The sequence below is a fragment of the bacterium genome (genome assembly GCA_035371905.1).
GTDB lineage: Bacteria > Ratteibacteria > UBA8468 > B48-G9 > JAFGKM01 > JAMWDI01.
On the sequence record DAORXQ010000008.1, the window covers coordinates 1 to 18,380 of the forward strand.

15 protein-coding genes are annotated in these 18,380 nt (G+C 29.8%); 9 read left to right on the forward strand and 6 right to left on the reverse strand.

The features are described from left to right. From PKV21_01575 to PKV21_01605, 7 genes are all read left to right on the forward strand, one after another. Positions 1 to 522 (forward strand): IclR family transcriptional regulator (locus PKV21_01575; protein ID HOM26180.1); only part of this gene is annotated, 522 nt, incomplete at its 5' end. Between the two features lies 1 nt (position 523). Continuing rightward, the gene (locus tag PKV21_01580) at positions 524 to 1,933 is read left to right on the forward strand and encodes a sulfatase (GenBank protein HOM26181.1); all 1,410 of its coding nucleotides are present in this window, start codon (positions 524 to 526) and stop codon (positions 1,931 to 1,933) included. A gap of 15 nt (positions 1,934 to 1,948) precedes the next feature. Then, the gene (locus tag PKV21_01585; protein HOM26182.1) at positions 1,949 to 3,862 is read left to right on the forward strand and encodes an alkaline phosphatase family protein; all 1,914 of its coding nucleotides are present in this window, start codon (positions 1,949 to 1,951) and stop codon (positions 3,860 to 3,862) included. 46 nt (positions 3,863 to 3,908) lie between these two features. Next, positions 3,909 to 6,842: a transcription-repair coupling factor gene (gene mfd, locus PKV21_01590; GenBank protein HOM26183.1), complete on the forward strand. Its 2,934-nt coding sequence runs from the start codon at positions 3,909 to 3,911 to the stop codon at positions 6,840 to 6,842. A gap of 41 nt (positions 6,843 to 6,883) precedes the next feature. Then, positions 6,884 to 7,819, forward strand: coding sequence for a radical SAM protein (locus PKV21_01595; protein ID HOM26184.1), 936 nt, complete (start codon positions 6,884 to 6,886; stop codon positions 7,817 to 7,819). Between the two features lie 2 nt (positions 7,820 to 7,821). Next, complete coding sequence (locus PKV21_01600; GenBank protein HOM26185.1) at positions 7,822 to 9,051, forward strand: NAD(P)/FAD-dependent oxidoreductase; 1,230 nt, start codon at positions 7,822 to 7,824, stop codon at positions 9,049 to 9,051. An 18-nt stretch (positions 9,052 to 9,069) separates the two neighbouring features. Beyond that, positions 9,070 to 9,930 carry a sugar phosphate isomerase/epimerase family protein gene (locus tag PKV21_01605; protein ID HOM26186.1) on the forward strand — a complete coding sequence of 287 codons (861 nt, stop codon included), beginning with the start codon at positions 9,070 to 9,072 and terminating at the stop codon, positions 9,928 to 9,930. Here the strand turns inward: PKV21_01605 and PKV21_01610 are convergent. Genes PKV21_01610 through PKV21_01625 form a run of 4 tightly spaced genes read right to left on the reverse strand, consistent with a single transcriptional unit; the run spans position 9,927 to position 14,240 of the window. Then, the gene (locus PKV21_01610) at positions 9,927 to 10,145 is read right to left on the reverse strand and encodes a hypothetical protein (GenBank protein HOM26187.1); all 219 of its coding nucleotides are present in this window, start codon (positions 10,143 to 10,145) and stop codon (positions 9,927 to 9,929) included. The two genes, PKV21_01605 and PKV21_01610, sit on opposite strands and share 4 nt — an antisense overlap. 60 nt (positions 10,146 to 10,205) lie before the next feature. Then, on the reverse strand, positions 10,206 to 11,870 hold the full coding sequence (locus PKV21_01615) for an iron ABC transporter permease (GenBank protein ID HOM26188.1): 1,665 nt from the start codon (positions 11,868 to 11,870) through the stop codon (positions 10,206 to 10,208). After that, positions 11,867 to 12,925 (reverse strand): ABC transporter ATP-binding protein, encoded by a 1,059-nt coding sequence (locus PKV21_01620; GenBank protein HOM26189.1) that lies wholly within the window; start codon positions 12,923 to 12,925, stop codon positions 11,867 to 11,869. The genes PKV21_01615 and PKV21_01620 overlap by 4 nt, the downstream gene beginning before the upstream one ends. A 10-nt stretch (positions 12,926 to 12,935) precedes the next feature. Further along, entirely contained in the window at positions 12,936 to 14,240 is a 1,305-nt protein-coding gene (locus tag PKV21_01625; protein HOM26190.1) for an extracellular solute-binding protein, read from the reverse strand. Positions 14,241 to 14,416: 176 nt separating this feature from the next. Here PKV21_01625 and PKV21_01630 point away from each other — a divergent pair, with 176 nt between their 5' ends. Next, complete coding sequence (locus tag PKV21_01630) at positions 14,417 to 14,716, forward strand: V-type ATP synthase subunit F (GenBank protein HOM26191.1); 300 nt, start codon at positions 14,417 to 14,419, stop codon at positions 14,714 to 14,716. Position 14,717: 1 nt separating this feature from the next. After that, the gene (locus PKV21_01635) at positions 14,718 to 16,451 is read left to right on the forward strand and encodes a V-type ATP synthase subunit A (GenBank protein ID HOM26192.1); all 1,734 of its coding nucleotides are present in this window, start codon (positions 14,718 to 14,720) and stop codon (positions 16,449 to 16,451) included. On the opposite strand, the gene PKV21_01640 is transcribed toward PKV21_01635, so the two are convergent. Both PKV21_01640 and PKV21_01645 read right to left on the reverse strand, forming a co-directional pair. Then, on the reverse strand, positions 16,443 to 17,087 hold the full coding sequence (locus tag PKV21_01640) for an SGNH/GDSL hydrolase family protein (GenBank protein ID HOM26193.1): 645 nt from the start codon (positions 17,085 to 17,087) through the stop codon (positions 16,443 to 16,445). The two genes, PKV21_01635 and PKV21_01640, sit on opposite strands and share 9 nt — an antisense overlap. A gap of 95 nt (positions 17,088 to 17,182) precedes the next feature. After that, complete coding sequence (locus PKV21_01645; protein ID HOM26194.1) at positions 17,183 to 18,370, reverse strand: Rid family hydrolase; 1,188 nt, start codon at positions 18,368 to 18,370, stop codon at positions 17,183 to 17,185. Positions 18,371 to 18,380 lie beyond the last annotated feature (10 nt).

Sequence of the window (18,380 nt, forward strand, 5' to 3'; positions counted from 1 at the left end):
AGAGAAATAACAACTCCATACTTAAAAAAAATCTGTGAAAAAGCAAAAGAAACAGTTGAATTGATTATACCTGATAAAGGGGAGATATTATACATAGATAAGATAGAAAGTCCACAATCAATAAAACTTGTTGCACAAATTGGTTCAAGATATAAAACACTTCATGCATCTGCTCCTGGAAAAGTTCTTCTTGCATATAATAATTATGTTTTTGAAAAATTTTTAAAAAATAGAAAACTTGAAAAAATTACAGAAAAAACAATCACAAATAAAATGAAATTGAAAAAAGAAATAGAAAAAGTTAGGGAAAATGGATGGGCATATGATATTGGTGAAGCAAGAATAGATGTTACAAGGATATCCGCACCTATTTTTGATTATGATGGAAATCTAATAGGAATTATTGGTATAGCAGGTCCATCGTACAGGATAGACAAAAAAAAGATTGATGAGTTTGGAAATTATTTGAAAAAAGTTTGTGATGAAATTTCAGAAAAATTAGGATATAAAAAGGAGGGATAAAATGAATTTGATTATTGTTATATCAGATACTTTAAGAAGGGATTTTTTGGGCTGTTATGGGAATAGATGGATTTCTACTCCTAATATTGATAAGTTTGCTGAAAATTCTATTGTTTTTGATAATGCTTATATTGGTTCTTTTCCTACTGTTCCGAATAGGCATGAAATTTTAACAGGTAAATTTGTTTTTACATATCATAAGTGGGCTCCAGTTCCTGAAAAAGATATAACAATCCCTAAAATTCTAAAAGAGAAAAAATATGTAAGTATGGGTATATTTGATACTCCACATCCATTTGCACCTGGAATGAATTATCAGAGAGATTTTGATGGTTGGATTTTAATAAGGGGACAGGAGCATGATAAATACATAACCGAGCCAGTTGATGTTAAATTACCATGTAAACCAGAAAAGTTAAGGAATCCATATACTACAGTTGTTCAGTATCTTAAAAATGTATCTGAAAGAAAGTATGAAGAAGATTATTTCTGTGCCCAGACATTTATTGAAAGTACAAGATGGATAGAAAGGAATTACAAGCATGAAAAGTTTTTTCTTTATATAGATACATTTGACCCACATGAGCCATGGGACCCACCAAAATATTTTGTTGATATGTATGACCCGGGATATAAAGGCGAAGAGGTGATTTATCCAAGATATGGAAGTACTGATGTTTTAACAGATGATGAAGTAAAACATTGCAGGGCTTTATATGCTGGTGAGGTTTCTCTTGTTGATAGATGGTTTGGATATTTTTTAAGAAGGGTAGGGGATACAGGTCTTTTAAAAAATACCTGTATTATATTTACTGCTGACCATGGATTTTATCTTGGAGAACACAATCTGATAGGAAAATCTATCATAAAAGAAAATTATCATACTTATGCTCCTTTATATGAGGAAGTCGTAAGAATTCCTCTTATAATTTATTTACCTGGAAGAAAACATAAAAGAATAAAATCATATGTTCAACCACCTGATATAACAAAAACCATTCTTGATATTGCAGGGGCAGAAATTCCTTCTGATATTCATGGGAAATCACTTTTACCTTTAATTGATGGAAAAAATAAAAATATAAGGGATTTTGTTGTTTCAGCACCTTCTATAATACATGGTTCTTCTGCCGGTGAAAAAATAACATTAACTGATAAAAGTGGTTGGTGTTTGATTTATGAGAGTGAAAAGGGCGAAAAATACAGTATAAAGGCAGTTGATTCAATTGAAAGAGAGACACTTAAAGGAAGCAAAAAAGAAAATGAACTTTATTTCCTGCCAGAAGACCAGTATCAGAAGAAGAATTTGGTAAAGGAAAACAAAAAAGTTTTTGAGAGTTTAAAAGAAAAGTTAATAAAATTTCTTTATAAGGTCAAAACAGATGAAAAAATAATAAATATGTGGAAATAAAAAAGGAGGGAAAGAATGAAAAGTGAAAAATGTATAGTAATTGGATGGGATGCACCTATTGTTAAAAGTATAAAGAAATATGTAGAAGAAGGTGTTATGCCAAATACAAAAAGATTGATTGATGAAGGTGTCTGGGGAGAAAACTGCCTTGTTCCTCATCCAACAATAACACCACCAAACTGGACATCAATTGTTACAGGCAGTTGGATAGGAACCCATCAAATTGTTTGTTTTAATTTACTTGAAGAAGGACAACTTGAAAAAACCTATGCAGCATTTTATAAGGAAGATTGTAAAGCAGAATATATCTGGGAAGCAGCAGAAAAAATAGGTAAAAAAACAATTCTTCTGAATTATCCAAGTACCTGGCCAGAAGCAGTTAAAAATGGGATTCAGATAGGAGGAGGTGGACTTGGAATTAATGAATACAGATTAAAGGGAACTGCTGAATGGGGAATAAAATGTGATTTAAGTGCTGACTTATGTTTTACGACCGAAGAATTACCACAGAGTTATTTGATTGAAATAAAAGATATTGATGGATGGAAAAATTTGCCAGATGGGAAGAGGTTTAAAGAGGCGGAATTGAAGATTGAATTCAGATGGAGTGATTATATATCAAAAGAAAAACCATGGTATGCTCTTTTAATTGATTCAGGAAAAGGTTTTGATAAAGTTGGGATTTACAGAGAAAGAAATGGAGAGCCACTTACTATTCTTGAAAAAGGAAAATGGAGTGAAAAAATTTATACTGAAATAGAAACTGATAAAGGAAAAAAGAGGGTTGTTTTTAAAATTAAACTTCTTGAATTAACTCCTGATGGCAAAAATGTAAAAATTTATTTTACTCCTTTATGTTCTCTTTCAGGTTTTGGATTTCCTTCAGGTATTGAAAAGGAAATTGAGAATCTTGAAGGTCTTCCAATGCCGTGTGCTTTTTTTACTTCCTATGGATTTGGCTGGATTGATATTGAAACAGTTTCAGAATTGATTGATTTACAGAATATTTATCTTGGAGAATGTGCAAATTACTTACTTAAAAACAAAGAATGGGATTTATTTTTCATGCATGCTCACTGTCCTGACCATTTTTATCATGCTTTTATCAACCAGATAGATAAAGATAAAAAAGTTGAAGAAGCAGAAAGAAGGTTTTATATTTCTCTTGATAGAATGCTCGGAAGAATTTTTGAAAGCATAGATGAAAATAAAACACTTATAATAATTACATCTGACCATGGAGCAGTTCCAACATCTCAGGAATACAGGGAAGAAGGTTTTGATGTGAATAAAATTCTTGAAGAGAAAGGATTACTTGTTACTGAAATAGATGAATCAACAGGTAGAAAAAGAATTGTTTGGGAAAAAACAAAAGCAGTTGGTAAATTATCCTGTTATGTATACATAAACTTAAAAAGTAAATATCCCAATGGAATAGTTGATGATAGTGAATATGAAAAAATACAGGATGAAGTTATAAAAGCATTATATGATTATACTCATCCAAAAACAGGGAAAAAGCCAGTTGCCTTTGCATTTAAAAAACAGGATGCAAGAATTATAGGTTTATATGGTGAGAGAATAGGCGATATTGTTTATGGTATTTATCCTGAAGTTAATGGAGAACATGGAAGACAGATAACAACAGGAGAATACGGAATTGGCTCTATGAAAGGTCTCTTTATAGCAAAAGGTCCAAATGTAAAAAGAGGAGAAATAGTTGAGAGAACAATTTGGCTTACTGATATAGTTCCTACAATATGTTATTTGCTTGATTTACCCGTTCCAAAGGATTGTGATGGTGCTGTATTATACCAAATTTTTGAAGACCCTGATTATAAAAGAAAAGAATTTGATAAACTGAAAAAAAATTATGAAAGAATGAAAAAAGCACTTGAAACAGAAAAATATCTGACCCATAATTATTGAAATTTCCCCTGTTTAAATTTTGAGTGATAAAGGGTATTATTTTTATATGAATTTTTGTTTTTTAGAAGAAAATAGAAAATTTAAAGAAATTCTGGATTTAATAAAAAGGGAAGAGAAATTAAATATTGTTGGTGGGGATATTTCTTTTTTTGCCTTTTTGATTTCCTTACTTTTCAATAAAACTGAAAAAAATTTTCTTGTTGTTTGTCCTTCTGAAAAAAAGAGTGAGGTATTTTATTATGATATTTTGAATTTCGTTGATAAAAAAAATATTAAATTTTTACCTTCCCCTGATTATAATTCAGAAGAACCGACAGAAACAGATTTTGAAAGAATAAAAACATTAATAGAAATTTCAAAAGCAGAAGAAAAATATATTCTTATTTCTTATCCCTCTGCAATCATAAAAAAAATACCTGAATTTAATACTTTAAAAAATAGAATTTGTGAAATAAAAACTGGAAGCAAGTTAAGAAGGGATAATTTTTTAAATTTTCTTTTTACCTGTGGATATGAGGAAAAGGAAATAGTTGAACTACCTGGAGAATTTGCAAGAAGAGGAGGCATTGTTGATGTTTTTCCTTTAAACTCTCCATTTCCTTTGAGAATAAATTTTTCTGGTAATAAAATTGAATCAATTAGAAGGTTTGAGGTTTCTTCCCAGGTATCCTTTGAGAAAATTGATGAATTTCAGATTTTACCATTAAACGAATTTTATGCAGGAGAAGAAAAATCAAATATACTGGAAGAAATCAGAAATAAAGTTGTTTTTTTTATAAATCCTGACAATGTAAAATTTGAATATATTGAGTGGATTAAAAGAAAAAACTATCCTGTTGATTTTGATATACTTGAAAGAGTAAAAGAAAAAACAATTTTTTTAACCAGTAGAATTTTAAGTTATGCAGAAAAGTTTGTTTTTTTCAATGTTTCTCCAACAAATGAAAGATTTAAAATTATATCGGAACAGGTTATATGGCAACAGAATCAGGGTGAAGAAATTTTTCTTTTTTATGAAAATAAATCTGATATTGAAAGATTGAAAAGTATTCTTGAGGAGAAAAAATTATCATTTGATTTTGAAGAAGTCAGTGGAAATTTATCAAGTGGATTTTCAGTTCTGGATGAAAATTTAACCTTTTTAACAGTTAATGAGATTTTTTCAAGATACAAAGCAAGACATCCACTTTTAAAGAAATATAAAACAATTCCTCTTACAGGTTGGTCTGAAATAAAAGAAGGTGATTATGTTGTGCATATAAATGAAGGTATTGGAAAATTTAAAGGAGTTGAAAGAATAAAAGTTAATGAAAAGGAAGAAGAGTTTATAGTTATTGAATATGAAGGAAAGGATAGATTGTATGTTCCTGTTTCTCAGGTTTCTCTTGTTCACAAATATATAGGAAGTGAAAAACCAAAATTGTCCAAACTTGGCAGTAAAACATGGAGAAATCTGAAAGAAAAGGTAAAAAATTCAATTAAAGACCTTGCTTATGAACTTTATAAACTTTATATAGAAAGAAAAAAGGAAAAAGGTTTTAAATTTCTTCCAGATGACCAGTGGCAGAAAGAATTTGAGGATTCATTTGTTTATGAGGAAACACCGGACCAGTTAAAGGCAATAGAAGATGTTAAAAGGGATATGATGAGTGAAAAAATTATGGATAGGATTGTATGTGGTGACTCAGGATATGGAAAAACAGAAATTGCCATGAGAGGTGCATTTAAATGTGTATTGAGTGGAAAACAGGTAGCAGTTCTTGTTCCAACAACGGTTCTTGCATTACAGCATTATCTTACATTTAAAGATAGATTTTCAAAATTTCCTGTTATTATTGAGATGCTTTCCCGTCTTGTTCCAGAAAAAAAACAGAAAGAAATAATTGAAAAACTTAAAAATGGTCAGATTGACATAATTATAGGAACTCACAGATTGCTTCAGGATGATGTTGAATTTAAGGATATTGGGCTTTTAATTATTGATGAGGAACAGAGATTTGGAGTACTTCAGAAGGAGAAAATAGGGATTAAATTCAGAAAAATAGATGTTTTAACATTAACAGCAACACCAATTCCAAGGACACTTAATATGGCTTTAAGTGGAATTAAAGACATTTCTTTAATAGAGACACCGCCTGAAGGAAGATTATCTGTTATTACATATGTGGGAAAGTATAATGAAAATATTATCAGAGAGGCAATTTTAAATGAAATTGATAGAGAAGGACAGGTCTTTTATCTTCACAATTATATTTATGATATACACAGAGTTAAAGAAAAAATTCAGAAACTTGTTCCGTCAGCCAGAATAGATATTGCTCACGGAAGGATGAAACCCGAAGAAATTGCAGAAGTTATGGAGAGATTTACTGATGGGAAAATAGATGTTTTAATTGCAACAACAATTGTAGAAAATGGACTTGATATACCTAATGCAAATACCTTAATAGTTGAAAATGCTTTAAAATATGGACTGGCTGACCTTTATCAATTAAGAGGAAGAGTTGGCAGAGGAAAATGGCGTGCATATGCATATTTTTTGATACCTACAGATGTACCTCTGAATGAAAAAACATTGAAAAGAATAAAAGCAATACAGGAATTTAACAGTCCTGGAAGTGGATACAAAATTGCCTTGAAAGACCTTGAAATAAGAGGAGCAGGGAATATACTTGGTAAACAGCAGCATGGATTTATTGAAACAATTGGATTTAATTTATACTGTCAGTTCTGGAAAGAGGTTATGAGTGAAATAAAAGGTGAAAAAGTTGAAGAGGAATTGAGAGAAGTAAAGATTAAAATACCCGATGATTATGTTAAATCTTCTTCTATGAGATTTTACTTATACAGGGAAATTTCAAAAATAAAGGATAGAAAGGACGCAGAAAACTTAATAAATGAAATGATTGATAAATTTGGCTATATTCCGGAAGATTTAAAAAACCAGATTTTTTCTCTTGCAAGGTCCGACCTCTTTTGAAAAATGGTATTCAGGTTAAAAATGTATTATAATTCTTTTCTATGGAAAGGATAGTTTTTGGGCCTGTGCCTTCAAGGAGATTTGGGAAGAGTTTAGGAATTAATAATGTACCGGTTCCTAAAAAATGTAGTTTCTCCTGTGTCTACTGTCAGATAGGGAAAACAGAATATTATCAGACAGAAAGGAAGAAATTTTATGAACCAGAAGAAATAAAAAAGCAGGTAAAAGAAGTAATTGAAAGTTTGAAAGGGAAAGAAATTGATTATATAAGTTTTGTTCCTGATGGAGAACCAACTCTTGACATAAATCTTGGGAAAGAAATTGAAATTTTAAAGGGATTTGGAATAAAAATAGCAGTCATTACAAATTCTTCTTTGATATGGAGAAAGGATGTAAGGGATGATTTAAAAAAAGCAGATTGTGTTTCTATAAAAGTGGATGCTTTAAGTGAAGATATATGGAGAAAAATAAATAGACCCTATAAAAGTTTAAAATTAAATGAGATACTTGAAGGGATAAAAATATTTTCAAAGGAATTTAAAGGAGAACTTTTAACAGAAACGCTTTTTGTAAAAAATTTAAATGATAGTGTTGAAGAGATAGAAAAAATAGGTGAATTTTTAAAAGAAGTAAAACCAAAAATTGCATATATTGGTGTTCCAACAAGACCACCTGCTGAAAAATGGGTTGAAGTTCCAGAAAAAGAAAAAATTGATTTTGCATATATTGTTTTTAGAAATAAAAATTTAAATGTAAAAATTATTGAAAAATCAAAGGATGAAAAATTTGGATTTACAGGAAAATTAATTGAGGATATTTTAAGTATTTTATCAGTTCATCCAATGAGCGGGAAAGAGATTGAGAATTTTTTGAGAGAAAACGGTGGAGAGTTTGAATTAATTGAAGAGTTGATTTATAAAGGAGAGATTGAAGAAATTGAGTATATGGGAGAAAAATACTACAGGAGAAAGTTTTAAATATGGATGAAATATTTGATTGTATAATTATTGGAGGAGGACCTGCTGGAAGTTTTTCAACTATTTTTTCTTCTGAAAGAGGAAAGAAAGTAGCAATAATAGATAAGAATGCTCAGATATGCAAAAAACTTTTACTTACAGGGAAAGGGAAATGTAATCTCACAAATATGAATGAAATTAATGATGATTACCTTTCAAAATACAGAAATGGTAAATTTCTTATAAATGCTTTTCATCAGTTTTCAAATCATGACCTTTTTAATTTTTTTGAAAGTAATAACTTAAAACTTAAAATTGATACAGGAAAAAGAGTATATCCAGAAAGTGAAAATGCAGAAGATGTGATAGAAACAATAAGAAAAATCCTTGATAGAAATAAGGTAAGAATTTTTTTAAAGGAAAAAGTTGTTGATATAAAAAAAGAGAAAAATTTTTTTGAAATTAAAACAGACAAAAGAATTTTCAGATGTGAAAAAGTTATTATATCCACTGGTGGTAAAAGTTTTCCAGAAACAGGTTCAGAAGGAGATGGGTTTATTTTCGCTTCAAAATTTGGACATAAGATAATAAAACCTGTTCCTGCTTTATGCGGTCTTGAAATAAAGGAAAATTTTATAAATAAATGGCAGGGGATAAATCTGAAAAATATTCTTGTAAGTGCATATTTGAATGATAAAAAGATTGGTGAAGAATTTGGAGAGGTTTTATTCACTCATTATGGAGTTAGTGGTCCTGCAATTTTGAATATAAGTGGAGATGTTTCTGAAAATATTGATAAAGGAGAGATAAAAATTGTAATAAATTTTAAACCTGCCTTAAATTTTGAGATACTTGACAGAAGATTACAGAGAGAAATTAAGGAAGATTCAAATAAAATACTTAAAAATCTTTTTAAAAATTTTCTTCCTTCTGGTTTAATTGAGGAATTTTTGAAAAATGCAGGTGTTGACAGTGAAAAAAAGGCACATCAGATAACAAAGGTAGAAAGGATTATACTTATAAAAAAACTTTTAAACTTTGAATTGACAGTAAAAAGGATAAGACCTTTTTATGACAGTATGGTTACAAGGGGAGGAGTTTGTACCGATGAGATAAATCCAAAGACAATGGAATCAAAAATTTTAAAAGGACTTTATTTTGCAGGGGAAGTTATTGATATAGATGGAAAGACAGGTGGATATAATTTACAAGCATGTTTTTCAACTGGATATGTTGCGGGTAAAAATATTTAATAAAAAGGAGGAGAAAATATGGAAAATAAAATTATTATGCATGTGAATTATATGGAACAGGGTCAGTCCATAGAAGAAATCTGTGAAAAGGCAGTAAAACTTGGATATGATGGAGTTGAATTCAGAAGAAAAATGAAAAATATGGATGAAGAAGAGTATCTTGAAAAACTTGCAAAAGCAGTGGAAAAATCAAAACTTGAATATGTTTTATTTGGGGCTCCGGGACCAAATTTAATGATACCTGAAAAAGATAAAAGAGAAAGAGAAATAGAAGAGGCAGTCAATTTTTACAGAAATGCATCCAGATATTTTAATTTGACTATCTGTAATACAATGACAGGAGTTCTTGTTAATCCTTCTTTCTCATATTTTGAATTTGATAAGCATGGTTCAAATATTGCTAAAGAAGAACACTGGGAATGGGCGGTAAGTGGATTTAAGATACTTGGCGATGTTGCTGAAGAATTAAATTTTAAATTCGCCTTTGAAACACATATGTGTTATCTTCATGATACTGTGGAAAGTACAAAAAAACTTGTTGATTTAATAGATAAGAAAAGTGTAGGAATAAATCTAGATTATGCTAATATTGTATGTTTTAAAAATCCTGTTTCACTAATGGATGCAATAGAAATGTGTGGAGAAAAGTTATACTATATCCACTTAAAAAATCTTTTCAAAATAGAAGGTATTGAATACAAAAATTATATAAATTGTTCACTTGCAGATGGAATTATTAATAACAGAGAATTTCTTAAAATACTTAAAATTAAAAATTATACAGGTTTTCTCTGTCTTGAAGCACCGAGGTCTGGAGATAGAGAACATTTTGCAAAAGAAGATATTGATTATATTAAACAAGTTTTATCCGAAATTTAAAATGATACTCGTTTAAGGTAATAAATTGCTCCCCAGAGAATTATAATCAAAAGAATGAAAAGAATTATTATAGCAAGTAGAATTTTCCACGGAAAAACAGGATATTCTTTTTTGTACTTTCTTTCATAATACTCTTCAACAATTTTAGCAATTTCTTCCGGTGTTTTCCCTTTTAATCTTTCCTTCCATTCAGGACTGTTAAAATCAATCATCATTTTAATTATACCTTAAATATTTCTATTATTTCAATTTTTCAAAGGAAAAAGTAGATAAATTTAACCAATGCGGAAAAATTCTCCAATTTTTTTTGAAAATATTTTTGTTGAAATGAAAAGACATATTCCTGTTATTAACATTCCAAGGACTCCAAGAGAGGTTGCTGTATTTGGACCATCTGTTACTCTTCCAGCAAGTGTATATATAACTTTTGAAATTGGATAAAATTTTTCTCTTATTGCAAGTATTAAACTACAACTTACTTCCATCAGAGAGAAAGCAAAAGCAAGAATTCCACCTGCAAAAAGTCCAGGACTTACAAGAGGAAATATAATTTTTTTGAATGTTATGATATTATCTCCTCCAAGTGAATAGGATGCTTCTTCAAGTCCTCTATCAAGTTGTAAAAATGAAGAATAAGTGGTTCTTACAAGATAGGGTAATCTTCTTAAACTGTAGCTTAAAACTATAAGAAATACAGGATTATTTTTAGGGTCTAAAATTGTATTTGAAAAAGTAGCAACATATCCAAATGCCATTACAATACCAGGAATAACAAGAGGAACCATTGATAATATGTCAAGCAATTCCTTCCCTTTTATTTTCCATCTTGCAAGTATATATCCAATAAAAAATCCAAGAAAAATATCTATGGTCGTACTTATTGAACTGTAAATTAAACTGTTAAAAATTCCTGTTTTTGTTAATCTGTGAGCGAAAACAACTTTATAATATTCACCTGTATATTCAGCAGGCAGGATAGAAAAAAACCACTTTTTTGAAAAAGAATAAAATATTAAAGTGAAGTGGGGTATTAAACTTAAAAAGAGTATGAAAAAGAGGAAAAGGTAAAGAAAAAAGAGTTTTCTACCCACAATATTTTTTTCTTTTACGTAAATTGCAGTTTTTCCTGTTGTGTATGGTGTTTTTTCAAGATATCTTTTTGTAAAAATAAAAAGAAGAAGGGTCAGCAAAAGAATTATAAAAACAAGGGCATAACCAACAGGATTTGTATTTATATCTTTAAGTGTATAAAAAATTTTTACAGAAACAAGATTGCTGAATTCAAATACAAGAGGAGTACCGAGGTCAGTTATTGACCAGATGAATATTATTGAACTTGCTGCAAAATATCCTGGTAAAATCAATGGAAATATTACTTTGAAAAATGTCTGTAATCCAGTTGCTCCAAGATTATAAGATGCTTCTTCTACTGATATATCATAGTTATTCAGAGAGGCGGTAATATTCAGAAACATAATTGGATATAAATGAAGTGTCTGAAGAATTACAATTCCAAGGAAGCCAGAGCCAATCCAGGATATTGGATTTTTCAATATTCCAAGTTTAATTAGTAGAATATTGAAACTTCCAAATCTTGATAAAAACTGTTTTATCCCTATGCTTCCTACAAATGGGCTTGCAATCATTGGAAGTAAAAATAAAATTCTTAAAATTGACTTTCCCTTAAAATTTAATCTATCAAATATAAAAGCAAGTGGAATTCCAATTATACTTGTTGTAAGAACGACAATTATTCCAAGGATGAAACTGTTGATAATTGATTTTCTTATAACATAATTTGTAATTGCGATTTTAAGTATTTCAAGTGTGAAATTTCCATTATTATAAAAGCACTGGATGAGAATAAAGGATACAGGATAAACAAGAAAAAGTAAAAAAAACAAAAAAATCAATGTTAATAAAATTTTTTTCCTTTTCATTCTTCAAAAACCATTATTTTATCTTCTTTAACTGAAAAAACAATATTTTCGTCTTTTTTATATTTATTAAAATCATCTGCATAAATTCCAATTTTAAAAGTATTTCCTTTTGGAGTAATTATATTTATTTTCACAATATCTCCATAAAATTCATAATCATGCAATCTTCCTGTTATGGTATTTATTTTTTCCTCAACAGTTATACTTTCCGGCCTGAAACATAAATAAACATTTTCAGAATTTATTGTTTTTTTAATTTTAGCAAAGAAAAAACCTTCATCTGTTTCAATTTTTAAAATATTTCCTTTCTTTTCAACTATTTTCCCTTTTAAAGAGTTAATATCACCGATAAAAGATGCAACAAAAAGATTTTCAGGATTTGAGTAAATTTCATATGGAGAACCAATCTGAACTATTTCTTTTTCTTTCATAACTGCAATTGTTGTACCGAGAGTCATTGCTTCTTTTTGGTCATGAGTTACATATACCATTGTTATTCCAGTTTCTTTGTGTATTCTTTTTATTTCCCTTCTCAATTCATCTCTCAATTTTGCATCAAGATTACTGAGCGGTTCATCAAGAAGTAAAATCTGAGGATTGACTACAAGAGCCCTTGCAAGTGCAACTCTCTGTTGTTGCCCACCTGATATCTGAGAAGGATAAAGATTTTCAACATTTTTCAATTTTGTTATTTCAATTATTTCTTTCACTCTTCTTTTTATAAACTCTTCTGAATATTTTTTTATTCTGAGTCCATATGCAATGTTGTCTATTACTTTCATATGAGGCCATAAGGCGTAATTCTGGAAGACAAATCCAATATTTCTTTTATTTGGAGGGGTTTTTGTCACATCTTTTTTATTCAGAATAATTCTTCCTCTATCAGGTTCCACAAATCCAGCAATAATTCTTAAGAGGGTTGTTTTCCCGCAACCAGAAGGTCCGAGTATGAAAAAAAATTCATTCTCATAAACAGAAAAATTGATATTTTTTAAAACTTCCTTACCATTATAACTTTTATCAACATTTTCAACAGTTAAAATTTCTTTATCCATATTTTTTAATTTACATCAAAAATTTACTTTCCACAATAATATTTCTGAATTTTTTAAGAGAAAAATTTAGCCATTCATTTATATATTTATTTCTGAAAATCGGGTCCTTCCAGTTTTCCCATAAAAACCTTTGAATTTTTTTATCAACAGGGATTTCATAAAATCTTTCTTTTAAATTTTTATTATTTGTTTTTGAAATTATATGCCATGCTTTTTTTAACTCACTATGACAGTCAATAACAAAACACCCAATCATATCATCTATGAGTGCCCATCTATTTGCAGCAAGTTGGAAATCATATTTTATTGTATTCTGAATTCTGTAAGGGTTTATATCTATTTCCAGACCTGGTTCATTATAAACTTCAGGCATAACAGGAAACCTGTTAAGTGAATATTCTTTTGGTCCACCTTTTTTCCCCTTTTTCTGAATCCATAATAACTGCCCTTCATAAGTGAATAAAAAATCAATAAATTTTTTTGCTATTTCAATATTTGGTGCTCCTTTAAGAATTCCTATACAATCAGGATTTATAACAGTTTGACTTTCTGGGAAAATAAATCCCATATTTTCTTTTCCATTTACTTCTATTTGAGCAAGTGCATAAGAATCAATACATAAAGAAAAAACTGCTTCTCCAATTGATGTCTCTCTTGCTACTTCGGAGGCACTTGTTGAAAAATTTTTTGTATTTCCACCTATTGAAAGAATAGTTTTCCAGCCTTCTTCCCATCCATATGTCTGCAAAATTATCTCATACATCATATGCATACTTCCACTATGTCTGGGGTCTGCTGCTCCAATTAAAGAAAAATAACGACTATCTCCCAAATCCTTCCATGCATTTGCAATAGGTAAATTTAAAAATTTCAGTGCTTTCTTATTATAAAGAATTCCAAAACCTGAAAGTACAACTCCATACCAGTAGAAATTATCATCATAATTGGGAATTCCAGCACAGTATTTCGGTATTTTTTTTAGAACATTCTGCGGAAGTTTATATTTTTCAAGCAGTCCTTCTTTTTTTAATGTCAAGTAAGGACTTAATCCCCCTCCAAAAAACAAATCAATTCCAATTCCATCTGGATTTTTTTTAAAAAGTGATTCTACATATTTCAAATCATCAGTTGTTCCGCCCTGGTCAATCCATTCAATTTTAACCTTTTCCTTATAATTTTTCTCATACCATTCACAAAAAGCCCTCGTAAATTCAATCTTAACTCCTTCCCAGTGCGGAGAAATAATAACTAAATTTTTTTCACAATATAAAAAACTGACCAATAACAAAAAAACAAAAAAAATTTTATTTCTCATATTAAGTTTTATTTTACATTTTACATAAAAACTTTACAATAACCTTTACCCACCTTAAAGGTGGGCTTGGGGAAAGTAGGAATGACAAGGAATTTAAAGACCAGTTTTTAAAACAAAATTTTTAATTTCATAAAAAATTGAAATAAAATGAAATTTAGGGTAAATTTTTAATCTATATGGAAAACAGAATAATTTTTATTGGAGATAAATTGAGTATTGAATTTTTTTCTGCTTTTAATATAGAAACATTTTTTGCAAATTCAGTTAAAGAAGCAGAAGAAATACTTGAAAAAATTGATATGAAGGATGTAATATGTATTTTTATTACAGAGGAAGTTTTTGATGAAGATAAGTTTATGAAATTTTTGAATATGAAAAAAATGGTAGTTATTCCAGGGTTAAAGAGTAGGGAAGGAAAGGGAGTAAAAATTGTTGATGAATTGATTAAAAAGGCAACAGGTATGAAGGGAGATTAAAATGGATATAGGAAAAATTATAAAAGTTTCAGGACCTCTTGTTCAGGCAGAAGGAATGAAAACAAGTAAGATGTTTGATGTTGTGAGAGTTGGGGAGGAAAAACTTATTGGTGAGATTATACGACTTGAAGGAGATATTGCTTCAATACAGGTATATGAGGAAACAGAGGGTTTAAAAGTTGGAGACCCTGTTTTCGGTACAGGAGAACCATTGAGAGTTGAACTTGGACCGGGACTTCTTCAAAATATTTTTGATGGTATACAGAGGCCCCTATCCCAGATAGAAAAAACAGGCGATTTTATAATAAGAGGAGTTGATATACCCCCTCTTGATAGAAGTATTAAATGGGATTTTAAACCGGTTGTTAAAAAAGGCGATTATGTTGAAAGTGGGGATGTTATTGGAATTGTTGATGAAACACCTCTTATAAAGCATAAAATTATGGTACCTTACGGAGTTAATGGTGAGATTATTGAAATAAAGGAAGGAAGTTTTACAGTTGAGGAAGAAATAGGGAAAGTAAAAACTGATAAAGGAGAGATTCCTTTATACTTAATGCAGAAATGGCCTGTAAGAAAACCAAGACCTTTCAAAAAAAGATTAAATCCTGATACTCCACTTGTAACAGGGCAGAGGGTTATTGATACTTTATTTCCTATTTTAAAAGGTGGAACTGCCTGTATTCCTGGACCTTTTGGTAGTGGAAAAACTGTTGTTCTTCATCAAATTGCAAAATGGGCTGATAGTGAAATTGTTGTATATATAGGTTGCGGTGAAAGAGGAAATGAAATGGCAGATGTTTTAATTGAATTTCCACATTTAAAAGACCCTAAATCAGGCAGACCTTTAATGGAAAGAACATGTCTTATAGCAAATACTTCAAATATGCCTGTTGCTGCAAGAGAGGCAAGTATTTATACAGGTGTTACTATTGGAGAATATTTCAGGGATATGGGTTATTCAGTTGCATTAATGGCTGATTCAACAAGTAGATGGGCTGAAGCATTGAGAGAAATATCAGGAAGAATGGAAGAAATGCCGGGAGAAGAAGGTTATCCTGCATATCTTGGAACAAGGGTTGCCTCTTTTTATGAAAGAGCCGGAAATGTTATATGTTTGGCACGGGATAATAAAAATGGTTCTCTTTCATTACTTGGAGCAGTAAGCCCTCCTGGTGGTGATTTAACAGACCCTGTTGTACAGATGACTTTAAGGGTGGTAAAGGTTTTCTGGGGACTTGATGACCGTCTTGCATATCAGAGACATTTTCCTGCGATAAACTGGCTTACAAGTTATTCTCTTTATGAAAGGAATATTGAAAAATTTGTTAAAGAAAAAATTGCTTCTGATTTTATGGAAATAAGAGCAGAGGCGATATCCTTACTTGAGAAAGAAGCAGAATTACTTGAAATTGTACGACTTGTTGGTATGGAAACACTTTCTCTTACAGATAGATTAATACTTGAAATTGCTCGTTCTATAAGAGAGGATTTTTTACATCAGAGTGCTTTTGACGAAATGGATGCTTATACAACTTTAAAAAAACAGTATCTTATGCTGAAAACAATTATTCTGTTTTATCGGGTATCACTAAAAGCAATAGAAAAAGGAAGAACACTTGAAGAAATACTTAAAAATCCAGTCAGAGAGGAAATATCCAGAATGAAATATGTTCCTGAAGATAAACTTGAAGAAATAATAAAACTTCAGGAAAAAATTAGCAGTTTATTCTGAGAGTAATTTGATAAGTTCATTTGCAATTACAAAATGACCTGTTGAATTTGGATGAACTGGTTCTGGAGCGAATGTCTCAGGTTCAAAAAATTTAAGATATTCCTGAAAAATTCTGTGTAATTTTAAATGATATGTTTCGTATTTTTTACTCATTTCTTCAACTATTTCAATATATTCTATCAAATCCTTTAAAACTTTTCCCCTGAAACTATCAGTTGTATCTGTTGAAATATAAAACGGTTCAATCAGAATTATTTTACAGTCAAGTTTTTCAAGAGTTCTTTTGAGAATATAATCATATCTTTTTCTATAGTTTTCAGGTGTAAATTCAGTCCACATTTCATCTTTTCTAAGGACTCTGTGTATATCATTTATTCCGATTAAAATACTCAACCAGTCACATTTCTGATAAATAACATCATCTTCCCATCTATTTGCAAGGTCAAGAATTGTATTTCCACTTATACCCTTATTAACTATTTCTATTTTTCTTTCAGGAAAATTCGCAATAACAAGGTCAGAAAAAAGTTTTACATATCCATTTCCAAGCGGTCTGAATTGTTCTCTTCTTCCACAATCAGTTATACTGTCTCCAATAAATAAAATTTTCTGATTATTCTTTATTTTAAATTCCATTTTTTCCTCCGTTTTAAGTTTTTAAATTTATCACTTTTTTCAAATTTGTCAAATTTCAAAAAAACGTACTTCAAAACCCTTGCCTTCCAATCATTTTATCTGTCCACCTTAAAGGTGGGCAGTGGCGGGGAGGGGATAACTGCAATTCCTTCTATTTCAACAAGCCAGCCAGGGCGACATACAGATGCAGTTGTAAAAATGGTAGGTGTGTTTTTAAATCTTTCATTTATCTTCTTTTCAACAAAATAATAATCAGCAGGGTCTCTAACATATACAATAAAAATCATCATATCATTTAGAGTTGCATTTTCGTTTTTCAAGAGTGCTTCTATATTTAAAAGGGTTCTTTCTGTCTGTAAATTTATATCTTTTGGGTACATAATTTCACCTTTATTGTTTATACTTGCTGTTCCTGAAATTATTATGTGTTTTCTGTCTGAATAACTTATTGAAACACCCCTTTCAAATGTGACTCCATAAACATAAGTGGGACTTAAAAAATCAGGTGCTGATAAAAATTTTATCTGCTGTGTTTTTATTCCGTAAATTGAATACGCATCTAAAATTACTTTTGCTTTTAAGTCATAATAAGAACCACCAACTCCTGTACTTACAATATAATGTGTATTTTTTGTTAAACCGTTTTTTTCATAAATTTCTCTTCTTGCAACTACAAAGTCCCTGTAATCCGTATCAATATTCTGCAAGAAAAACCATGTTCTTATCACATTATCACTTAGTTTCATATTATTTTCATTCAAGAATTCCACATATTTTTCAATTATATTTTTTGTCTGTTCGTATATAGAATCTTTTTCTATTGAGAAAATACCACCTGTCCAGTAATGAATAATATCTTCTCTTATAATACAGCAGGTATTTTTTCCTTTTAATTCTTTTTTCAGTTTGTTTTCAGGGTCTTTTATATGATAGGCCCACAAACTTATTTTTGAATAGGGAAGAGGTGGCTGACATATCCATGAAATGCAAGTTGGATTTGAAATATTTTCTGGATTTGAAAAGTCCATTTCTCTTAAATATTCTACCTGATTGTATAAATCACTGCAGAAAAATCTTCTAAAAACAGATGTCTCCTCACTTATTCCTTTTTCTTTAAGTGTTTCAGTATAAGCATTGTATATCCATTTAAGTTGTGTTCTGAAATCTCCAAATTCTTTTGGTGTAAAACTGAAATGAAATTCTTCAACTCCTGATTTTCCTTTAAAAGAAGAATATTTTATCTCAACTGGTATTCCTTTAATTTCAATTTTATTTTTTTCCATTTTTCTCCTT

Coding starts and splice junctions, on each gene's coding strand:
- PKV21_01635 (HOM26192.1), top strand. CDS start 14,718: ATGGATATAGGAAAAATTATAAAAGTTTCAGGACCTCTTGTTCAGGCA.
- PKV21_01600 (HOM26185.1), top strand. CDS start 7,822: ATGGATGAAATATTTGATTGTATAATTATTGGAGGAGGACCTGCTGGA.
- PKV21_01595 (HOM26184.1), top strand. CDS start 6,884: ATGGAAAGGATAGTTTTTGGGCCTGTGCCTTCAAGGAGATTTGGGAAG.
- PKV21_01630 (HOM26191.1), top strand. CDS start 14,417: ATGGAAAACAGAATAATTTTTATTGGAGATAAATTGAGTATTGAATTT.
- PKV21_01615 (HOM26188.1), bottom strand. CDS start 11,870: ATGAAAAGGAAAAAAATTTTATTAACATTGATTTTTTTGTTTTTTTTA.
- PKV21_01580 (HOM26181.1), top strand. CDS start 524: ATGAATTTGATTATTGTTATATCAGATACTTTAAGAAGGGATTTTTTG.
- PKV21_01645 (HOM26194.1), bottom strand. CDS start 18,370: ATGGAAAAAAATAAAATTGAAATTAAAGGAATACCAGTTGAGATAAAA.
- mfd (HOM26183.1), top strand. CDS start 3,909: ATGAATTTTTGTTTTTTAGAAGAAAATAGAAAATTTAAAGAAATTCTG.
- PKV21_01625 (HOM26190.1), bottom strand. CDS start 14,240: ATGAGAAATAAAATTTTTTTTGTTTTTTTGTTATTGGTCAGTTTTTTA.
- PKV21_01605 (HOM26186.1), top strand. CDS start 9,070: ATGGAAAATAAAATTATTATGCATGTGAATTATATGGAACAGGGTCAG.
- PKV21_01620 (HOM26189.1), bottom strand. CDS start 12,925: ATGGATAAAGAAATTTTAACTGTTGAAAATGTTGATAAAAGTTATAAT.
- PKV21_01585 (HOM26182.1), top strand. CDS start 1,949: ATGAAAAGTGAAAAATGTATAGTAATTGGATGGGATGCACCTATTGTT.
- PKV21_01610 (HOM26187.1), bottom strand. CDS start 10,145: ATGATGATTGATTTTAACAGTCCTGAATGGAAGGAAAGATTAAAAGGG.
- PKV21_01640 (HOM26193.1), bottom strand. CDS start 17,087: ATGGAATTTAAAATAAAGAATAATCAGAAAATTTTATTTATTGGAGAC.